Origin of the sequence: Croceibacterium ferulae (genome assembly GCF_003660445.1) — a bacterium.
GTDB classification, from domain to species: Bacteria; Pseudomonadota; Alphaproteobacteria; order Sphingomonadales; family Sphingomonadaceae; genus Croceibacterium; species Croceibacterium ferulae.
The window spans coordinates 240048-256364 of record NZ_QZVQ01000004.1 but is presented as its reverse complement, the minus strand read 5'-3'; the positions used below and the strand labels follow the sequence as shown (position 1 = coordinate 256364).

The following is a 16317-nucleotide window of genomic DNA, read 5'->3' as shown; positions in this document are numbered from 1 at the left end:
CATCCACCGGTCAGGCGGTCAGGCCCGGCCGATCAGCTCCTGCGCCATGCGGTCCGCCATCGCATCGGCGGGGCGGCCGGTGGCCTCGCTCTGCTGCCAGATCGCCTGCAGGCGGCCCGGGATCTGGTCGATCCGGCCCTGCACATCGGCCATGTCGACCGAGGCGCCATGCTGGCTGGCAAGATATTCCAGGCCGACATTGATGATGCCGCCAGCATTGATCACGTAGTCGGGCGCGTAGAGGATGCCCCGTTCCGCCACCCGCGCGCCGTCCCCGGCACGCGCCAGCTGGTTGTTGGCCCCGCCGGCCACGATCCGGCAGGCGAGCTGCGGGATGGAGGCCTCGTTCAGGATCGCGCCCAGCGCATTGGGGCTGAACACGTCGCATTCGGTCGCCAGGATCGCATCGGCGGGGACACTGCGCGCGCCCAGCTCCGTGGCCAGCGCCTGCGCCCGTGCGCCATCGATGTCGGCCAGCACCAGATCCGCGCCATCCGCCGCCAGCAGGCGGGCAACCCCGCCGCCGACACTGCCGCAGCCCTGCACCGCCACGCGCACGCCACGCATGTCGCTGGCACCCAGCGCGTGCGCCGCCGCAGCCTTGATGCCCAGATAGATGCCGCGCGCGGTGAACGGGCCGGGATCGCCGCCGATCGCGCCCTCGCCCGCAGGCAGGCCGCAGACATGGCTGGTGCGCTGCGAGATCGCGACCATATCCGCCACCGATGCGCCGACATCCTCTGCCGTCACGTAGCGGCCGCCCATGTCCTCCACCGCATCGCCGAAAGCGGCGAGCATCGCAGGGGTCTTGGTGCCGTCGGCATCCAGCAGCACGACGGCCTTGCCGCCGCCCATGGGCAGGCCGGCCATCGCGTTCTTGTAGCTCATGCCCCGGCTCAGCCGCAGCGCATCGCGCATCGCGCCCGCGGGATCCGCATAATGCCAGAAGCGGGTACCGCCCGCGCCCGGCCCCAGATGGGTGGAGTGCAGCGCGATGATGGCAGTGAGGCCGCTGGCGCGATCATGCACCAGGTTCACCTGCTCATGCGCGTCGAAATCCGCTTCGGTCCAGAATGCCGGCATACCTGCTCCGCGAATATTGGGCGAAGGGCGGATGCCGTGAAAAGGTGGGGCGATTGACGGGGTTTGAACCCGCGACCTCCGGTACCACAAACCGGCGCTCTAACCAACTGAGCTACAATCGCCATCAGCCTGTCGCCGTGGGAAACGGCGCTGATAAGCCTCCGCGATGCGCCGTCAAGCGGCGATCAGCACGGACTGGCGCCTGTTGCACACATCGCCCGCCGGATGCAAATCCAAAAAGATACGGATGGCAAATGACGCAACATTGTTGCGCAGGGCTCCGGACCTTGCCCCGGCAGACCGGCGGTTTACACAACGGGGATGGCGAATCCGGGCGAGACAAGTGCGGCACGGCTGCTGGCACACAAGGGGGTGCGGCGGGTACCAACCCCGCGGGCCGAACTGTTCGACATGCCGGGCTTCCTGCCGCCAGAGATGTGCACGGCGCTGATCCGCCTGGTGGAGCAGGACCGGCGCCCGTCCACCATCGCCGACCCGAATGGCGACAACTCCTTCCGCACCAGCGAGACCTGCGATCTCGCCACCGACCTGCCGGTGGTGCAGGATCTGGAGGCCCGCCTGCTGGCCTTGAACGGCATAGAGCCTGCGTTCGGCGAACCCATCCAGGGCCAGCGCTACGCCGTGGGCCAGGAGTTCAAGGCGCACACCGACTATTTCGAGCCACAGGGCGAGGATTTCGACCGGTTCTGCTCGGTCGCAGGCAATCGCACCTGGACCTTCATGATCTACCTCAACGAGGTGGAAGCGGGCGGCGCCACTCGGTTCAAGGTCGTCGACAAGATGTTTCAGCCGGCCACCGGCAAGCTGGTGTGCTGGAACAATCGCCGGCCCGACGGCACGCTGAACCCGGCCACCCTGCACCATGGCATGAAGGTGCGGAAGGGCGTGAAATACGTGATCACCAAGTGGTATCGCGAGCGGCCCTGGGGCTGGTAAGCTCCAGCGCTTCCCCTGCTTTCAGCCTCTGGCCAGCGCGGCGTCGCCCACGAAGGGATTGCTCGCGCGTTCCTGCGCGAAGGTGCTGACCGGGCCATGCCCCGGCACGAAGGTCATGTCGCCCAGCGGCCACAGCTTGGTGACGATCGCATCGATCAGCGCCTGGTGATCGCTCAGCGGGAAATCCGTGCGGCCGACCGATCCGGCAAACAGCACGTCCCCCACGAAGGCGAAGCGCGTGGGGCGGTGGATGAAGACCACATGGCCCGGCGTGTGGCCGGGGCAATGCAGCACATCCATGGTGATCTCGCCGAAGCTGACCGTGTCGCCTTCTTCCAGCCAGCGGTCCGGCTCGAACACGCGGCCGGGCGTGCCGAACGTTTGCCCGTCTTCCTCCAGCTTGGCGATCCAGAATCGGTCCTGCTCCTCCGGCCCCTCGATCGGCACGGCGATCTCCTTCGCCAGCTCGCCAGCCAGGCCGCAATGGTCGATATGGCCGTGAGTCAGCAGGATCTTCTCGACCGTCACACCGGCCCGGCGCACCGCATCCTTGATCCTGTCCAGATCGCCGCCGGGATCGATCAGCGCACCCCGCATCGTCTTCGTGCACCAGGCCAGGCTGCAGTTCTGCTGCAGCGGGGTGACCGGGATGATGGCGGCGCGCAGCGGCGGGAGGGTCTCGTTCATCCCGCCTAGGTGCGCAGGTCCGCCGCCGATTGCAATCAGACCTGGCCGCTCTTCCACACCACGCGGCCGATGATGTCGACCTCGTCCTGCGCCACCTCGATCGGCTCGTAGGCGGGATTGGCGCTGATCAGCAGCACGCGGCCGGGCTTGCCCACCTGCAGTCGCTTGACGTTCAGCACCTCTCCCAGCCGCAACACATGGATGCCCTCCCGGAACGGGCGTGGCGTGCGATCCACCAGGATCTCGTCACCATCCTTCAGCAGCGGGTCCATGCTGTCGCCTGATACGCGAATGGCCGACAGCTTCGTGGGGTCCAGCCCCTGCTCGCGCAGCCACCGGCGGGAGAACATCATGGTGTCGAAGGAAGTTTCCTGCGCGCCGACGCTGCCCGGACCGGCAGATGCCTCGATGGCCATCCGGTCAAGCTCCACCCATTGGGCACTGTCCATCGGGAGCGTGGCCCCCAGACTCCCGATGCCGCTCACTTCTGGCGGGTCGTAGGATTTATACTCCGGGGCTCCGAGCCGCGACTCATCGACATTGAAGAACTGCGCCAGTCTACGGCGGTCCTCTTCCTCCAGCTTACGGGGGCTGCCCTTGCTGATATATTGCTGCAGATACGTGGCGTTACGCCCGAGCATGCGTGACAGAGCGGCCAGGCTCGTGCCCTTTTCGCGGGCCAGATCGGCCAAAGTTTCCCGCGGATCCATGGTTTTTTCCTGTGTTCCTATGATGTCCCACATAGAGGAAGTATTTTTCCTAGACAAGTAGGATTTTTCCAGCGATAGGATGGCTCAGGCGATTCGCCTACCGGATCAGTCCTTCCAAAGGAGGCATCAGTGTTGCTGGGTCAGATCGAAGTATTTCTGGACCAAACAGGCATGGCGGCAACGAAGTTCGGGCGTCTCGCCGCGCATGATCCACGCTTTGTGCTTGATCTGCGCATGGGACGCACACCGCGCAATCATACGGCAAGGCGTATAGAACATTTCATGAACGTATACAGCCGTCCGGACGTTTTCTGATTTAGTTTCGTCGATTGATAATGGGGGTCATCAATATGTTTTCGGAAACCATCAACACTGCCGCCGTCCTGCCGATCATGGCGTTCAAGGGTGCGGACACCAAGACGCGCCGCCGTCTCACACCGGCCGACCGCCTGCGCACGGCTCTGGTCGCGCTCGCCGAAGGGCATGGCACCGTGACCGATCATGGGGAGCGCAGCTGGGCCAGCATCACCTTTGCCGGCACCCGCCATCAGGTCACGCTGGTGTTCACCGGGGCCGCGGCGATCGAGGCGAGCGAGAAGTTCATCGCCTTCCTGCCGGAACATGATTTCGCCATTCCCGGCCAGCTGGTCGCCGATGCGGCGGTCAGCGCGGTGGACCACCAGATGCTGCCGGAAGAGCGCATGGTGGTGCAGGTCGAAGTGCTGATGCTCGACGACAACTGAGGTGCCGGCGTGCCGGGGCGGCCTGGATCACCGCCCCGGTTCGCATTTGACTACAGGCGCCACTCCCAGCCGAGCGGATCGCCATCCATCACCTCCACGCCTGACGCAGCCAGTTCGTCGCGCAGCGTGTCCGAGGTGGCAAAGTCCTTCGCCGTCCGCGCCTGCCGGCGCCGGTCCAGCAGGGCGTCGATCTCCGCCTCCGCAATCGTGGCGGAAGCCGGGCGCAGTCGCAGATCGCCGCGCGTCAGGCTCCCGAGGTTCAGCCCGAGCACGCTATCCATCGCCGCCGCCGCCGCCAGCTTCAGCGCCGGGTCGACCTTCTTCGCGGCCAGCACATCCTCCAGCGCGGTCAGCGCGATCGGCGTACCGAGGTCATCCGCCAGAGCAGCATCGAACCGCTCAACCAGCGGCTGCAACTTGCCCCAATCCTGCGCCAGCGCCTCCGCGCGCATCCACCCGCGCCAGCCGGCATCCGGTGCCCGCTCCCGCAAGGCAGCCACGCTCATCACCAGCCGCTTCAGCCGCGTCAGCGCCGCGCCCAGCGCGTCCCAGCTGAACTCCAGCTCGCTGCGATAATGCGCCTGCAGGCACAGCAGCCGATAGGCGAGCGGGTGGTAGCCGCGCTCCACCAGCAGCGGCACGCGCAGGAACTCGCCGGACGACTTGCTCATCTTGCCGCCGCGTTCCACCAGGAAGTTGTTGTGCAGCCACATGCGCGCGCCGGAATTGGCCGCCTCGGACAGTGACCCGCAGCCGCAGAAGGCCTGGTTCTGCGCGATCTCGTTCGGGTGATGGATCTCCCGGTGGTCGATGCCGCCGGTGTGGATATCGAACGGAAAGCCCAGCAGCTTGCCGCTCATCACGCTGCATTCCAGATGCCAGCCGGGCGCCCCGCGGCCCCATGGGCTGTCCCACTCCATCTGCCGCCGCTCGCCCGCAGGCGTGGTGCGCCAGATGGCGAAGTCGGCCGCGTTGCGCTTGCCCGCCACCGCCTCGATCCGCCCTTCACCTTCGTCCGTCTGCGCGCGCGCCAACCGCCCGTAATCGGCCACGGTCGACACGTCGAAGTACAAGCCGCTCTCCAGCCGGTAGCAATGCCGCTCCTCGATGGAGCGGGCAAAGTCGATCATGGCATCGATGTAGTCGGTGGCGATCGACCAGTGCGTCGGCTGCCGGATGTTCAGCGCCTGGATGTCCGTCCAGTACGCTTCGGTATAATGGCGCGCGATGTCCCAGATGGACTGCGCGCGGCGAGCCGCTATCCGCTCCATCTTGTCCTCGCCCTGATCGGCATCGTCGGTCAGGTGCCCCACATCGGTGATGTTGATCACATGCGTCAGCTTGTAGCCGCGCCAGCTTAGCGTGCGGCCCAGCAGATCGGCGAAGACATAGGCGCGCATATTGCCGATATGCGGGTAATTGTAGACGGTCGGCCCGCAGGAATAGACCCTCGCCTCGCCGGCGTGGACCGGCCGGAAAGGTTCGAGCTGCCGGGTCAGCGAGTTGAACAGGGTGAGTTCGGTCATGCGCGCCGAATGGGCATGGCCTGCGCCCCGGTCAAGCAGCCTCAATCGACGTCGAACAGCTCCGCCAGCTGTTCGACCATCGCCCCGCCCAGCTGCTCGACATCCATGATCGTCACCGCCCGCTTGTAATAGCGGGTGACATCATGCCCGATCCCGATCGCCGCCAGCTGCACCGGCGATTGCCGCTCGATCCAGTCGATCACCTTGCGCAGATGCGTTTCGAGGTAGCCGGCGCTGTTCACGCTCAGCGTGCTGTCATCCACCGGCGCACCGTCGGAAATCACGATCAGGATGCGGCGATCCTCCGCCCGGGCCAGCAGGCGGCTGTGCGCCCACAGCAGCGCCTCGCCGTCGATATTCTCCTTCAGCAATCCTTCGCGCATCATCAGGCCAAGGTTGCGCCGCGCGCGCCGCATCGGCTCGTCCGCGCGCTTGTAGATGATGTGCCGCAGATCGTTCAGCCGGCCGGGCTGCGCGGGCTTGCCGCTGGCCAGCCACTTCTCGCGGCTTTGCCCACCCTTCCACGCGCGGGTGGTGAAGCCCAGCACCTCCACCTTCACGCCGCAGCGTTCCAGCGTGCGCGCCATGATGTCGGCGCTGATCGCAGCGATGGAGATCGGGCGTCCGCGCATGGAGCCGGAATTGTCGATCAGCAGGGTGACCACCGTGTCCTTGAACGCCTGGTCCTGCTCCACCTTGTAGCTGAGCGACTGGCCGGGGCTGACGATCACGCGCGCCAGCCGCGCCGCATCCAGCAGGCCTTCCTCCTGGTCGAAGTCCCAGGCGCGGTTCTGCTGTGCCATCAACCGCCGCTGCAACCGGTTGGCCAGCCGCGTGACCACGCCCGCAAGACCGGTCAGCTGGCTGTCGAGATAGGCGCGCAGGCGATCCAGTTCCTCATGGTCGCACAGCTCCTGCGCCTCGACGACCTCGTCGAACTGCTCAGCATAGGCCCGGTAATCGAACTGGTCGGGCAGCTCGGTCCAGGGGCGGTTCGGGCGATTGGGCACGCTGCCCTCCTCGCCATCCTCCCCGGCCGCCCCTTCCGGCATCTCCTCTTCGCTCTCGATCTCGGAGGAGCCGTCATCCTCGGCATCGCCCTCGCCCGTCTCGCCACTCAGCGACTGCTCGCGGCGCTCTTCCGTCGGGGTCTGCTCGGCGCCCTCATCCTCGCCTTCATCATCGCCCAGTGCGTCATCTTCGCCCTCGTCGGGATCGGGCTCGGCGGGTGCTTCGGTCTGCACCAGATCAAGGTGGCGCAGCAGGTCCAGCGTCATCGACTGAAAGGCGCGCTGATCCTCCAGACTGTCGCCCAGCCGCTCGAAATCGTCGCCGGTGCGGCTTTCCACCCATTCGCGCACCAGCTCCACGCCGGGCCGCGCCACGTCCGGGATCGGCTGGCCGGTCAGCTGTTCGCGCAGCATCAGCGCCACTGCGCTGGCGAGCGGCACCTGCTCCGCCTCCTGCGCGCGGGCGATAGCGTCGCCACGCATCCGTTGCGCGGTGGACGCCGCCAGATTGTCCCGCATGCCGGCAAAGGCGGTCTCGCCCAGCGCTTCGTAACGCACCCGCTCGACCGCATCGAAACAGGCGCGGGCCACCGGGTCTTCCGGCGCCGCACGCCGGTGCAGCCCTTCGTCATGATGGCGCAGCCGCAGCGCGAAGCTGTCGGCGAAGCCGCGCGCCTCGCGCGCCTGGTCGGCCGGCAGCGAGCGATGCGGCATCGGCACGCGCAGGGTCCGCCCCGCCAGCAACGGGCTGTCGGGCGTCCAGCCAACCTCGGCCTCGGCATCGCGCGCGATCGCCCGCGCGGCGCCGGTCAGCGCCAGCCGGAATCGGTCAAGAGGGGTCTCGTCAGCCAAGCCTAGCCAGCGGGCTTTTCGCCTGCCGCCTCTTCGATCGCTTCCACGATGGTCTGACCGGTGGTGGCCCAGTCCTTCAGGAAGCCTTCGATGCCCTTGTCGGTCAGGACATGGTTGAACAGGCTCCAGATCACCTTGGCCGGCATCGTGCCGACATCGGCGCCGATCCGGGCGGCTTCCAGCACATGCACCGGATGGCGGATGCTGGCGGCCAGGATCTCCGTCTCGAAAGCATAATTGTCGTAGATCAGGCGGATGTCGCGGATCAGGTCCATCCCGTCGAAGCCGTTATCGTCATGCCGACCGATGAACGGGCTGATGAAGCTGGCCCCGGCCTTCGCCGCCAGCAGCGCCTGGTTGGCGGAAAAGCACAGCGTGACATTGACCATGGTGCCATCGTCCGACAGCGCCTTGCAGGTCTTCAGGCCGTCCACCGTCAGCGGCACCTTGATGCACACATTGGGGGCAATGGCGCGCAGCACATCGGCCTCGCGCATCATCTGCCGGTGATCCAGCGCCACGACCTCGGCACTGACGGGGCCATCCACCAGCGCGCAGATCTCCCGCGTGACGGCGATGAAGTCCTTGCCCGACTTGCTGATCAGCGTAGGATTGGTGGTCACGCCGTCCAGCAGGCCGGTGGCGGCCAGTTCGGCGATCTCGGAAGTGTCGGCGGTGTCGACGAAGAATTTCATGACCGGTTTGTGACTCTTTTTGCGGATGCGGTGATTGCCGCGGCAGACGCGAACTCTATAGGCGCGGTCATGCCCCGCACAACCGGCTTTCTCCGCCTCCTTGCCGTAGCTGCTGCTTGCGCCGCGACCACGCCGGCCCTGGCGAATGACGACACCCAGCTGTGGCATTATTCGATCCTGACCGCGCCGGTCGGCAGCGACGGGCGCCTCACGCTGGAGGTGTCACCCCGCACGCGCGAAGGCGCCGTGGGGAACGAACAGGTGAACAATCGCGCGACTTACGATCATCGGCTGAACGACACGGTCACGATCGGCGGCGGCGCGGCCTTCATCGCTGCCGCCGGCCCGAACGAGTTCCGCCCGCACCAGCAGCTGACGCTCAGCGCCGGCCCCTTCCAGGCCCGCACCCGGGTGGAGCAGCGCTTCTTCAACGGGGCGGATCGCATGGCGCTGCGCCTGCGGCAACGGCTGCAGCTCACCGCAGCGCTCAGTGACGACACCAGCATCAACGGATCGGCGGAAGTGCTCTACAATGCCCGCACCCAGACAGTCGGTGCGCCGAAGGGGGTGGATAGCTGGCGCGGGCGTATCGGCGTGCAGCACGAGGTGTCGGACCGGCTGGAAATGGGAGCGGCCTATCTGCTGATCCTCAGCCCGCGTGGGGAACAGGAAGACCAGTGGAGCCATGTGCCGCAGGTCTCGCTGACCTGGCGGCTGTAGAAGCTACAGCGCGCCGGCCACGCCGAAGATGCCGGCCAGCGCCGGGTCGCCCGACGCACGGGGATTGGCGCGGATCGCGCCTTCCTCCCGGCCGATCTCGGTCCAGATCGTATCCTCCACCGCAGCGGCAAGACCGCGGGCAATGGCGGCGGTGTCGACGCCGGTCGCCGCGCCCAGCAGGCCGCTGACCAGCGGGTCGGACAGGGTGGCAAGCGCCTCGTCAGCCTCGGGCAGCAGCACAGCCAGCAGCCGGCCGCCCAGTTCACCGCGCAGGAATTGCGTTGCCGCAGAAGGACCGCCGCGCACGATCGCCAGCGCGTTGGCGACGCCCACGGTCCGCACCGCATCGGTCACCACCGGCGCCGCGCGATAGGACGCATCGACCGCGGCATCGGCCAGCACGCCATCCAGCCGCTGACGGAACAAGGGGGATGCCAGCACCCGCGTCAGCGCATCGCCGCGCGTGCCCAGCCGGGCGGGCAGGTCGGCGCGGGTCAGCGCCTCGTCCCAGTAACCGCCGGGCGCGGTCAGCCGGGCAAAGGCCCGCTCGCTCGACAACAGCAACAGCCGGCGAACCGCCTCCGTCAGGCTGAGCGGCTGGGACACACCCGCGCAGCCCGGGAGGGCGGCGGCCAGCCCGGCCGCCAAGGCACCGGCCATCAAGGCACGGCGCGTCGGAAGGGGGCTGGCTGCCATCCGCATCAGAAGCGGAAGTTGACGTTGGCGTTCACGCCATGCGTCTTGAAGCGGCCGTTCAGGCGCTCCATGTCCGTGCCGCCGGCGCCGCCGATCAGGAACGGATTGGTCGCCGGAGCGGAGCCACGACCCACGGCCACCTGGAAGTCATCCGCCTTCAGGTTGCGCCACTGGTACTCCAGACCGACCGAGATCGCGTCCGTCAGCTTGTGCTCGTAACCGCCGCCCAGGACGTAGCCCCATGCACCCTCTTCATCATTGTTCGGGGTGAAGCTGTTGGCCCCATTGCTGGTGGTGAAGCGGTTCTGCACGCGGGCCCAGGCCAGACCACCCGTGGCATACAGCAGGCCATCGCCCGAGGTCACGCCGGCGCGGGCGCGCAGCGAGGCCTGGTTCCGCACGGTGCGGGTGAAGGTGTAGGACGCCGGCGTCGTGCTGAAGCCGGTCACGTAGTTGCGCAGCTTGCCATGCGTGTAATCGGCCACCAGGCCGACCACGACGGGGCCCATCTGCCGGTCGTAACCAACCTTCACGCCGCCGGTGATGGAATCCTCGTCACCTTCGCAACCGTCGGCAGCAACGCCGCTGTTCGGGCGGCCGTCGCAGAAGCCGGGGCTGAACGCGTTGGCACCGGTGGTGGTGCGGACCGCGTCACGGTCGCCGTCGCCATTGGTGTCGAACACCAGCGTCTCGCCGCGATCGGATTCGTTGAAGGTGTAGCCGCCGTGCACGCCGACATAGGGGCCGGTCCAGTCGGTGGTGGCGGTCTGCGCCATTGCGGGAACGGCGATCATCGCGGTGCCGACGGTCAGGGCGGACAGAAATGCTCTCATATTCAATAACCTCTTGCGATTGGGCAGCTCGTTAGCTTGCCTGCCCCGAACCATCATCCCTGCCCAAAGCTCCCCGCTTTCGTACAACAAATGCCAATCCGGCCAGCTCGTGTTGCATTGCGGCAACACTGGTGCAGACCCGCTTCGATGCCACATCGGGCCTTGCCGTGCCCTGCCTGTCACCTCCATGAACCCCCGCGAATGACCCGCATCCGCCTTCTCCAGTTCAATGCCGCGCTCGGCCCGCTCGACTATCGTGTGCCCGAAGGCATGCAGGTGCAGCCGGGCGATGCGGTGGTCGCGCCGCTCGGCCCCCGCCAGATAATCGGAATCGTCTGGGAACCCGAGCGGCTGCCCGCCGCCGATGTGCCGGAATCGAAGCTGCGCCCGCTGCTGGCCAAGCTGCCCGTGCCGCCCCTGCAACCGCAGCTGCGCCGCCTGATCGAATGGACGGCGGACTATTACTGCGCCCCTCTGGCGGCGGTCGCCCGCATGGTGTTGGCCAGTGGCGGCGCCCTGCGCGGGCCGGCCACCACCACCGAATACCGCCTCTCCGGCCAGGAACCGCCCCGCCTCACCCCGCAGCGCAAGCTGGCGCTGGACGCGCTGCAGGGCGAACAGGCCACCATGCGCGAACTCGCCGCGCTCAGCGGCGTCAGCGAGGCGGTGCTGCGCGGCCTCGCCAATGCCGGCGCGCTGGAACCGGTGCAGGTGGATATCGACCGCCCCTACCCCGCCGCCGACCCCGACCATCACCAGCCCGACCTCAGCGCCCTGCAACGGGAGGCCGCCGACACCATGGTCGCCGCCGTCCAGGCACGCGCCTTCGCCCCCTTCCTGCTCGATGGCGTGACCGGCTCCGGCAAGACCGAGACCTATTTTGAAGCCGTCGCCGCCGCCTTGCGCGAACAACGCCAGGTGCTCGTCCTCCTGCCGGAGATCGCCCTGACGGAGGCGTTCCTCACCCGCTTCGCCCAGCGCTTCGGCACGCAGCCGGTCCTGTGGCACTCCTCGCTGAAAAGCACTGAGCGCCGCCGCGCCTGGCGCGCCATCTCCGAAGGGCGCGCACAAGTGGTGGTCGGCGCCCGCTCCGCTTTGTTCCTGCCCTATGCGCAGCTGGGCCTGATCGTGGTGGACGAGGCGCACGAGGTGTCCTTCAAGCAGGATGACGGCGTCCGCTACAACGCGCGCGACGTCGCCGTGATGCGCGCCCGGTTCGAAAGCATCCCCGTCATTCTCGCCAGCGCCACGCCCGCGCTGGAAAGCCTGCAGATGGCGGAGAGCGGCACCTACCAGCGCCTCGTCCTGCCCAGCCGCTTTGGCGGGGCGACCATGCCCACGATCCGCATCGTCAACCTGACGGAGGAGAAGCCCGGCGCCGGCCGCTGGCTCGCCCAGCCGATCGTGCAGGGCATCACCGAACGCTTGCAACGCGGCGAGCAGTCGCTGCTGTTCCTCAACCGCCGCGGCTATGCCCCGCTCACGCTGTGCCGCAATTGCGGCTATCGCTTCAAATGCCCCAATTGCAGCGCCTGGCTGGTGGAGCACCGCCTCAGCCGCCGCCTCGCCTGCCACCATTGCGGGCACGAGACGCCGCCGCCGCCCACCTGCCCCGAATGTGGCGAGCCCGACTGCATGGTCGCCTGCGGCCCCGGCGTGGAACGCATCGCGGACGAGGTGGCCGAACTGTTCCCCGATGCCCGCACCGCGCTCGTCACCTCCGACACGCTGAACACGCCGGACAAGGCCGCCACCTTCATCGCCCAGGCAGAGGCCGGCGCGGTGGACGTGATCGTCGGCACGCAATTGATTACCAAGGGGTTCCACTTCCCCGACCTCACGCTGGTCGGCGTGGTCGATGCCGATCTCGGCCTGGAAGGCGGCGACCTGCGCGCGGCGGAGCGGACCTACCAGCAGGTCGCCCAGGTGGCGGGCCGCGCGGGCCGCGGCACCAAGCCGGGCGAGGTGCTGATCCAGACCCGCCACCCCGACGCGCCGGTGATCGCCGCGCTGGCCGCCGGCGACCGCGACGCCTTCTACGCCGCCGAGACCGAAGCCCGCCGCGACGCCGGCGCGCCTCCGTTTGGCCGCTGGGCCGCGATCATCGTCAGCAGCGAGGACGAGGCCGAAGCCCGCGAAGCCGCCAACCGCCTCGGCGCCACGCGGCCCGACCTGCCCGACGTGGAAGTGCTCGGCCCCGCCCCGGCGCCGCTATCCTTGCTGCGTGGCCGCTTCCGCTACCGCCTGCTGCTCAATGCAAGGCGCACGGCGCAGGTGCAGGCGGTGATCCGCGAATGGCTGGCGGAGCATCGCCACCCGCAGGGCGTGCGGGTGAGCGTGGATATTGATCCGTATAGTTTTGTTTGAAGGCCGGCGCTCAGTCGAGCGGGTCATTGCCTTCTACGGGCTGCTCCGGCACGCCGGAAATCGAGAACAGATCCTCAACCCGCTCAGGCACGGGCAAGTCCCATGTACTAAGCGCCTCCATGCCCAACTGCCGAGCGAAGGCTGTCAGGTTATGATCATCGGCGTAGATGTGGGTCGCCCCTTCTACCCGCGCTATAGCGATCACTTGGCGATCGACCTTGACCTTCTGCCAAGGAGCACTGGAACCCCCACGCTTATCGCCCGCATCTATGGCCTGACGAGTCATCAGTGCTGTCTCGATCGCAGCCCGCTCGCCGAATGGGCGAACGCGTACACGGGCCATTCCGGCAAGACTTTCAAGCAACGCTGGCGCACCCTCATCTGCCCACACCAGAGCTTCCGCCAAGACGGGCGTGGATATGATCAAAGTGTCGGTCGGTGTAAGGCTCGCAAGCAGTCCTTCCACGCGCTCCTGAGAGTGCTCGAGCGGCTTATCCGTTGCCGGGTCGGTTGGAGGGTTTGAAGCCGGATTGATGAGCAATACCAGCGCTGAGCTATCAACCGCCAAGATCACCGTTGATCGCCCTCTCTCTGGCTGAAGGCAGTTACATCACGATAGACATCTGGGTCCATCAGCCGATTGCCCTGAACCGCTCTGACCGTCTCAAGAACACTCTGGATGGGACGCTCATCAAGAACTTCATACCGCTCAACTCGGAAGTCGCTCATCTTCCAGACGCCATCGCTCTGTCGCTCAAATCGCCCATTACCATGAAGACGAAGCATTGGTCCGTAGAGCAACCGCGCCAAGTCGCGAGCCATCTCCCTTCTTACCGTCAATCCCACATGGAAGAGGCTTCCGTCTTGGAGTGTCGCATGAGCAGTGTTGTCGCGCCCGCCGATCGACACGAGCTGCCCGTCGATAGCTGCGTCTTCGCGGAACGGTGGGAAGGTAAGGGGCTTCGGCCGATTACGACCCATAAAGCTTACCACAACACGAATGCCGTCACCTTCGGTCAACGTTCCAACGGCATTGTCGTTTGCGAGGAGTTCTTCGAGCTGCTGCTTGGCGGCAAGAGCCTCTTTCGGCGCGTCTCCAACACGCACTCCATTCAGGCGCGTCGCCACCTTCGGTGCATCAACGGCGTCCACAGCCGTTCGGAGCTTGGCACTGCCATGCTCTACACCCACGAAATGGGTGTGTTCGGGATGGCCGATCATCTTTGCAAGAGCGGCGAGGTATTCAGCCAAGCGCGCCATCGGAAGCGTCTCGGGCCTGAACACATCTATGCGAAAGACATACTCAACCGGGTTCACGGCTGTCTCCTTTCGCCCGCGCCAACACCGCACCGTTGCGGGTCAGTCGTTCTATAACCGTCAATTGGCGAGCGAGAAGCGCAAAATGCCCGGCGATCGTTCCTCGAGAGGATAGCGCATGCCTGCTTCAATTGGCACTCTCAACGCCATTGAGCACGAGAGCCTCAGGATCTCGATACGATTGCGGAACGATGTTAACCGGGTATCTTCAGTTCACGTCGCACAGCTTGGAGAGAGCCATAATGACCACCCCCATCACCCCCGTCTACGAAGCCCAAGCCTCCGCCACCGGCGGCCGCGACGGGCGCGCCACCACCTCTGACAACAAGATCGACCTGAAGCTGAGCCCGCCCAAGGAGATGGGCGGCACCGGCGAAGGCACCAATCCGGAACAGCTCTTCGCCTCCGGCTATTCGGCCTGTTTCCTGGGCGCGATGAAGTTCGCCACCACGCTGGACAAGACCCTGCCCAAGGTGCCGGCCGACGCCAAGGTCACCGCCACCGTCGGCATCGGCCCGCGCCCGGACAAGGGCTTCGGCCTCAAGGTCGCCCTCTCCGCCAGCCTGCCCGGCGTCGATCGTGCGGAGGCCGAGCGGCTGATGCAGGCGGGAGACGAGATCTGCCCCTACAGCCACGCCACCCGCGGCAATATCGAAGTGACGCTGACCGTCGCTTGATATCCTCCCCCGCCGGGGGAGGGGGACCGCTCGCGTAGCGAGGGGTGGAGGGGCACCCGCCGCCTCTCTGGGCTTTGCGGTCCGGAGAGACCTCCAGTGCCCCTCCACCCCCGCGCTGGCGCGCGGCGGTCCCCCTCCCCGTACCGGGGAGGATGGCCGTTGCACTTTCCTACATCGCCCGCGCCATGCCATCACCAACGCATGACTCAGCCCACTAAAAACTTCGCCGCAACAAGGGCTTGCACCACCCCCGCACAGCCCGCCGGCGGAAGTTCACACACCCATTCGCCGCAAACCCGCAGCCAACCGCCGAAAACCCGGCGCTCCGCTCGCGCACATTTCGCCCGTTCGGTGTAAGCTTCAGCCCTCGTCCCGGGCGTCGTAATCGGCCCGCGCCCGCGCCACTTCGCCGCGCTTGTCCATCGCCCACTGGCCGATCACCGTCACCGGCTCCTGCAGCGAACGGCCCAGCGGGGTCAGCGAATATTCCACCCGCGGCGGTACGCTCGGCTCCACCAGCCGGCGCACCAGTCCGTCGCGTTCCAGCACCCGCAGCGTGCGGGTCAGCATCCGCTGGCTGATCGCGTCGATCTCCCGCTTCAGCGCGTTGAAGCGCAGCGGCCCGGTGCCCAGCGCCATGATCACGCGGATGGTCCACTTGTCCCCCACCCGCGCCAGCACATCGTTCACCGCGGTGCAGGCGCCATGGTCGGGCACCTGCAGCGGGGCAGGTACATCGGTGTGCCCTTCGGACAAGAATGTGCCTTCTTGCGCAATGATAGTCTGGGTCGCCATATCAGCCTCCAGTCACCAACAGTAACCACAGGGACGCCCCCATGCAAATTCTCCGGATCGACAGCGCCACCACCGGCGATGATTCCGTCAGCGGCCGCCTGACCCAGATGCTGCTCGACCACTTCACCGCGCAGCATCCCGATGCCACGGTGATCGAGCATGACTACGGCACCGATCCGCTGCCGCATCTCGACCCCGTCACCACCGGCGCCATCCGCCGGCCGGAAGAAGCCCGCACGCCCGAGATGCAGGCCGCCTTCGCCAAGGAGCGCGCCGTGCTGGACGAGTTCCTGGCCAGCGACATCGTGCTGGTGGGCGCGCCGATGTACAACTTCACCATCCCTTCGCAGCTGAAGGCCTGGATCGACCGGCTGGGCGTACCCCGCGTCACCTTCGCCTATGACGAGAACGGCCCCAAGGGCCTGGCCGGCGGGCGCCGCGTGATCGTCGCCAGCAGCCGGGGTGGCGACTACGAGCAGGGGGGACCGGGCGAGCATCAGGAAACCTACCTGAAGACCCTGTTCAACTTCCTGGGGATCGACCCCGAATTCGTCCGCGTGAACAAGGCCGGCTACGGTCCCGAAGCGGTCGAGGCCGGCCTCGCCGCCGCCCGGGAAGAGATCGCCAAGCTGTAAGCCTGCGGGCACAG

The 16317-nt window shown here is 66.9% G+C and carries 18 protein-coding genes and 1 tRNA gene; 7 read left to right on the top strand and 12 right to left on the bottom strand.

What is annotated here, in order from left to right:
* Positions 1–18 precede the first annotated feature (18 nt).
* Complete coding sequence (locus D5S08_RS06480; RefSeq protein WP_121116719.1) at positions 19–1083, bottom strand: Leu/Phe/Val dehydrogenase; 1065 nt, start codon at positions 1081–1083, stop codon at positions 19–21.
* A 45-nt stretch (positions 1084–1128) separates the two neighbouring features.
* Positions 1129–1205 (bottom strand) — tRNA-His (locus tag D5S08_RS06475).
* A gap of 199 nt (positions 1206–1404) precedes the next feature.
* Here D5S08_RS06475 and D5S08_RS06470 point away from each other — a divergent pair.
* Positions 1405–2040, top strand: a complete 636-nt coding sequence (locus D5S08_RS06470; protein WP_121116717.1) for a prolyl hydroxylase family protein — start codon at positions 1405–1407, stop codon at positions 2038–2040.
* Positions 2041–2061: 21 nt separating this feature from the next.
* Here D5S08_RS06470 and D5S08_RS06465 read toward each other — a convergent pair whose 3' ends face one another.
* Together D5S08_RS06465 and D5S08_RS06460 are read right to left on the bottom strand one after the other, a co-directional pair.
* On the bottom strand, positions 2062–2727 hold the full coding sequence (locus tag D5S08_RS06465) for an MBL fold metallo-hydrolase (RefSeq protein WP_277750402.1): 666 nt from the start codon (positions 2725–2727) through the stop codon (positions 2062–2064).
* Between the two features lie 35 nt (positions 2728–2762).
* Complete coding sequence (locus D5S08_RS06460) at positions 2763–3437, bottom strand: S24 family peptidase (protein ID WP_121116715.1); 675 nt, start codon at positions 3435–3437, stop codon at positions 2763–2765.
* A 129-nt stretch (positions 3438–3566) separates the two neighbouring features.
* Here D5S08_RS06460 and D5S08_RS06455 point away from each other — a divergent pair, with 129 nt between their 5' ends.
* Together D5S08_RS06455 and D5S08_RS06450 are read left to right on the top strand one after the other, a co-directional pair.
* Positions 3567–3752: a hypothetical protein gene (locus tag D5S08_RS06455; RefSeq protein ID WP_121116713.1), complete on the top strand. Its 186-nt coding sequence runs from the start codon at positions 3567–3569 to the stop codon at positions 3750–3752.
* Positions 3753–3787: 35 nt separating this feature from the next.
* A complete protein-coding gene (locus tag D5S08_RS06450; protein WP_241557257.1) occupies positions 3788–4180 on the top strand; it encodes a hypothetical protein in 393 nt (130 codons plus the stop codon).
* A gap of 50 nt (positions 4181–4230) precedes the next feature.
* On the opposite strand, the gene cysS is transcribed toward D5S08_RS06450, so the two are convergent.
* Genes cysS through fsa form a run of 3 tightly spaced genes read right to left on the bottom strand, consistent with a single transcriptional unit; the run spans position 4231 to position 8263 of the window.
* Positions 4231–5706 carry a cysteine--tRNA ligase gene (gene cysS, locus D5S08_RS06445; RefSeq protein WP_121116711.1) on the bottom strand — a complete coding sequence of 492 codons (1476 nt, stop codon included), beginning with the start codon at positions 5704–5706 and terminating at the stop codon, positions 4231–4233.
* Positions 5707–5747: 41 nt separating this feature from the next.
* The gene (cobT, locus tag D5S08_RS06440; protein ID WP_121116709.1) at positions 5748–7568 is read right to left on the bottom strand and encodes a cobaltochelatase subunit CobT; all 1821 of its coding nucleotides are present in this window, start codon (positions 7566–7568) and stop codon (positions 5748–5750) included.
* A 2-nt stretch (positions 7569–7570) separates the two neighbouring features.
* Positions 7571–8263: a fructose-6-phosphate aldolase gene (fsa, locus tag D5S08_RS06435; RefSeq protein WP_121116707.1), complete on the bottom strand. Its 693-nt coding sequence runs from the start codon at positions 8261–8263 to the stop codon at positions 7571–7573.
* Positions 8264–8332: 69 nt separating this feature from the next.
* Here fsa and D5S08_RS06430 point away from each other — a divergent pair, with 69 nt between their 5' ends.
* On the top strand, positions 8333–8983 hold the full coding sequence (locus D5S08_RS06430; protein WP_121116705.1) for a DUF2490 domain-containing protein: 651 nt from the start codon (positions 8333–8335) through the stop codon (positions 8981–8983).
* A gap of 3 nt (positions 8984–8986) precedes the next feature.
* Here the strand turns inward: D5S08_RS06430 and D5S08_RS06425 are convergent, their stop codons facing one another.
* Positions 8987–9643: a DUF4197 domain-containing protein gene (locus D5S08_RS06425; protein ID WP_241557256.1), complete on the bottom strand. Its 657-nt coding sequence runs from the start codon at positions 9641–9643 to the stop codon at positions 8987–8989.
* A gap of 41 nt (positions 9644–9684) precedes the next feature.
* Positions 9685–10512 (bottom strand): outer membrane protein, encoded by an 828-nt coding sequence (locus D5S08_RS06420; RefSeq protein WP_121116701.1) that lies wholly within the window; start codon positions 10510–10512, stop codon positions 9685–9687.
* Positions 10513–10713: 201 nt separating this feature from the next.
* On the opposite strand from D5S08_RS06420, the gene D5S08_RS06415 reads away from it, so the two are divergent.
* The gene (locus D5S08_RS06415) at positions 10714–12879 is read left to right on the top strand and encodes a primosomal protein N' (protein ID WP_121116699.1); all 2166 of its coding nucleotides are present in this window, start codon (positions 10714–10716) and stop codon (positions 12877–12879) included.
* A 10-nt stretch (positions 12880–12889) separates the two neighbouring features.
* Here D5S08_RS06415 and D5S08_RS06410 read toward each other — a convergent pair whose 3' ends face one another.
* Complete coding sequence (locus D5S08_RS06410) at positions 12890–13453, bottom strand: hypothetical protein (RefSeq protein WP_121116697.1); 564 nt, start codon at positions 13451–13453, stop codon at positions 12890–12892.
* Complete coding sequence (locus D5S08_RS16365) at positions 13450–14196, bottom strand: hypothetical protein (RefSeq protein ID WP_126665500.1); 747 nt, start codon at positions 14194–14196, stop codon at positions 13450–13452. The genes D5S08_RS06410 and D5S08_RS16365 overlap by 4 nt, the downstream gene beginning before the upstream one ends.
* A gap of 242 nt (positions 14197–14438) precedes the next feature.
* Between D5S08_RS16365 and D5S08_RS06400 the strand changes: the two genes are divergently transcribed.
* Complete coding sequence (locus D5S08_RS06400; RefSeq protein ID WP_121116693.1) at positions 14439–14873, top strand: organic hydroperoxide resistance protein; 435 nt, start codon at positions 14439–14441, stop codon at positions 14871–14873.
* A 360-nt stretch (positions 14874–15233) separates the two neighbouring features.
* Here D5S08_RS06400 and D5S08_RS06395 read toward each other — a convergent pair whose 3' ends face one another.
* Positions 15234–15668, bottom strand: a complete 435-nt coding sequence (locus D5S08_RS06395) for a winged helix-turn-helix transcriptional regulator (RefSeq protein WP_121116691.1) — start codon at positions 15666–15668, stop codon at positions 15234–15236.
* Positions 15669–15709: 41 nt separating this feature from the next.
* On the opposite strand from D5S08_RS06395, the gene D5S08_RS06390 reads away from it, so the two are divergent.
* Positions 15710–16303, top strand: a complete 594-nt coding sequence (locus tag D5S08_RS06390; protein WP_121116689.1) for an FMN-dependent NADH-azoreductase — start codon at positions 15710–15712, stop codon at positions 16301–16303.
* Positions 16304–16317 lie beyond the last annotated feature (14 nt).

Excerpts from the sequence above, each read along its gene's own strand:
- D5S08_RS06420 (WP_121116701.1), bottom strand. The coding sequence starts at position 10,512 with ATGAGAGCATTTCTGTCCGCCCTGACCGTCGGCACCGCGATGATCGCC.
- fsa (WP_121116707.1), bottom strand. The coding sequence starts at position 8,263 with ATGAAATTCTTCGTCGACACCGCCGACACTTCCGAGATCGCCGAACTG.
- D5S08_RS06395 (WP_121116691.1), bottom strand. The coding sequence starts at position 15,668 with ATGGCGACCCAGACTATCATTGCGCAAGAAGGCACATTCTTGTCCGAA.
- D5S08_RS06460 (WP_121116715.1), bottom strand. The coding sequence starts at position 3,437 with ATGGATCCGCGGGAAACTTTGGCCGATCTGGCCCGCGAAAAGGGCACG.
- D5S08_RS06430 (WP_121116705.1), top strand. The coding sequence starts at position 8,333 with ATGCCCCGCACAACCGGCTTTCTCCGCCTCCTTGCCGTAGCTGCTGCT.
- D5S08_RS06480 (WP_121116719.1), bottom strand. The coding sequence starts at position 1,083 with ATGCCGGCATTCTGGACCGAAGCGGATTTCGACGCGCATGAGCAGGTG.
- D5S08_RS06415 (WP_121116699.1), top strand. The coding sequence starts at position 10,714 with ATGACCCGCATCCGCCTTCTCCAGTTCAATGCCGCGCTCGGCCCGCTC.
- cysS (WP_121116711.1), bottom strand. The coding sequence starts at position 5,706 with ATGACCGAACTCACCCTGTTCAACTCGCTGACCCGGCAGCTCGAACCT.
- D5S08_RS06425 (WP_241557256.1), bottom strand. The coding sequence starts at position 9,643 with ATGGCCGGTGCCTTGGCGGCCGGGCTGGCCGCCGCCCTCCCGGGCTGC.
- D5S08_RS06390 (WP_121116689.1), top strand. The coding sequence starts at position 15,710 with ATGCAAATTCTCCGGATCGACAGCGCCACCACCGGCGATGATTCCGTC.
- D5S08_RS06450 (WP_241557257.1), top strand. The coding sequence starts at position 3,788 with ATGTTTTCGGAAACCATCAACACTGCCGCCGTCCTGCCGATCATGGCG.
- D5S08_RS06465 (WP_277750402.1), bottom strand. The coding sequence starts at position 2,727 with ATGAACGAGACCCTCCCGCCGCTGCGCGCCGCCATCATCCCGGTCACC.
- D5S08_RS06470 (WP_121116717.1), top strand. The coding sequence starts at position 1,405 with ATGGCGAATCCGGGCGAGACAAGTGCGGCACGGCTGCTGGCACACAAG.
- D5S08_RS06400 (WP_121116693.1), top strand. The coding sequence starts at position 14,439 with ATGACCACCCCCATCACCCCCGTCTACGAAGCCCAAGCCTCCGCCACC.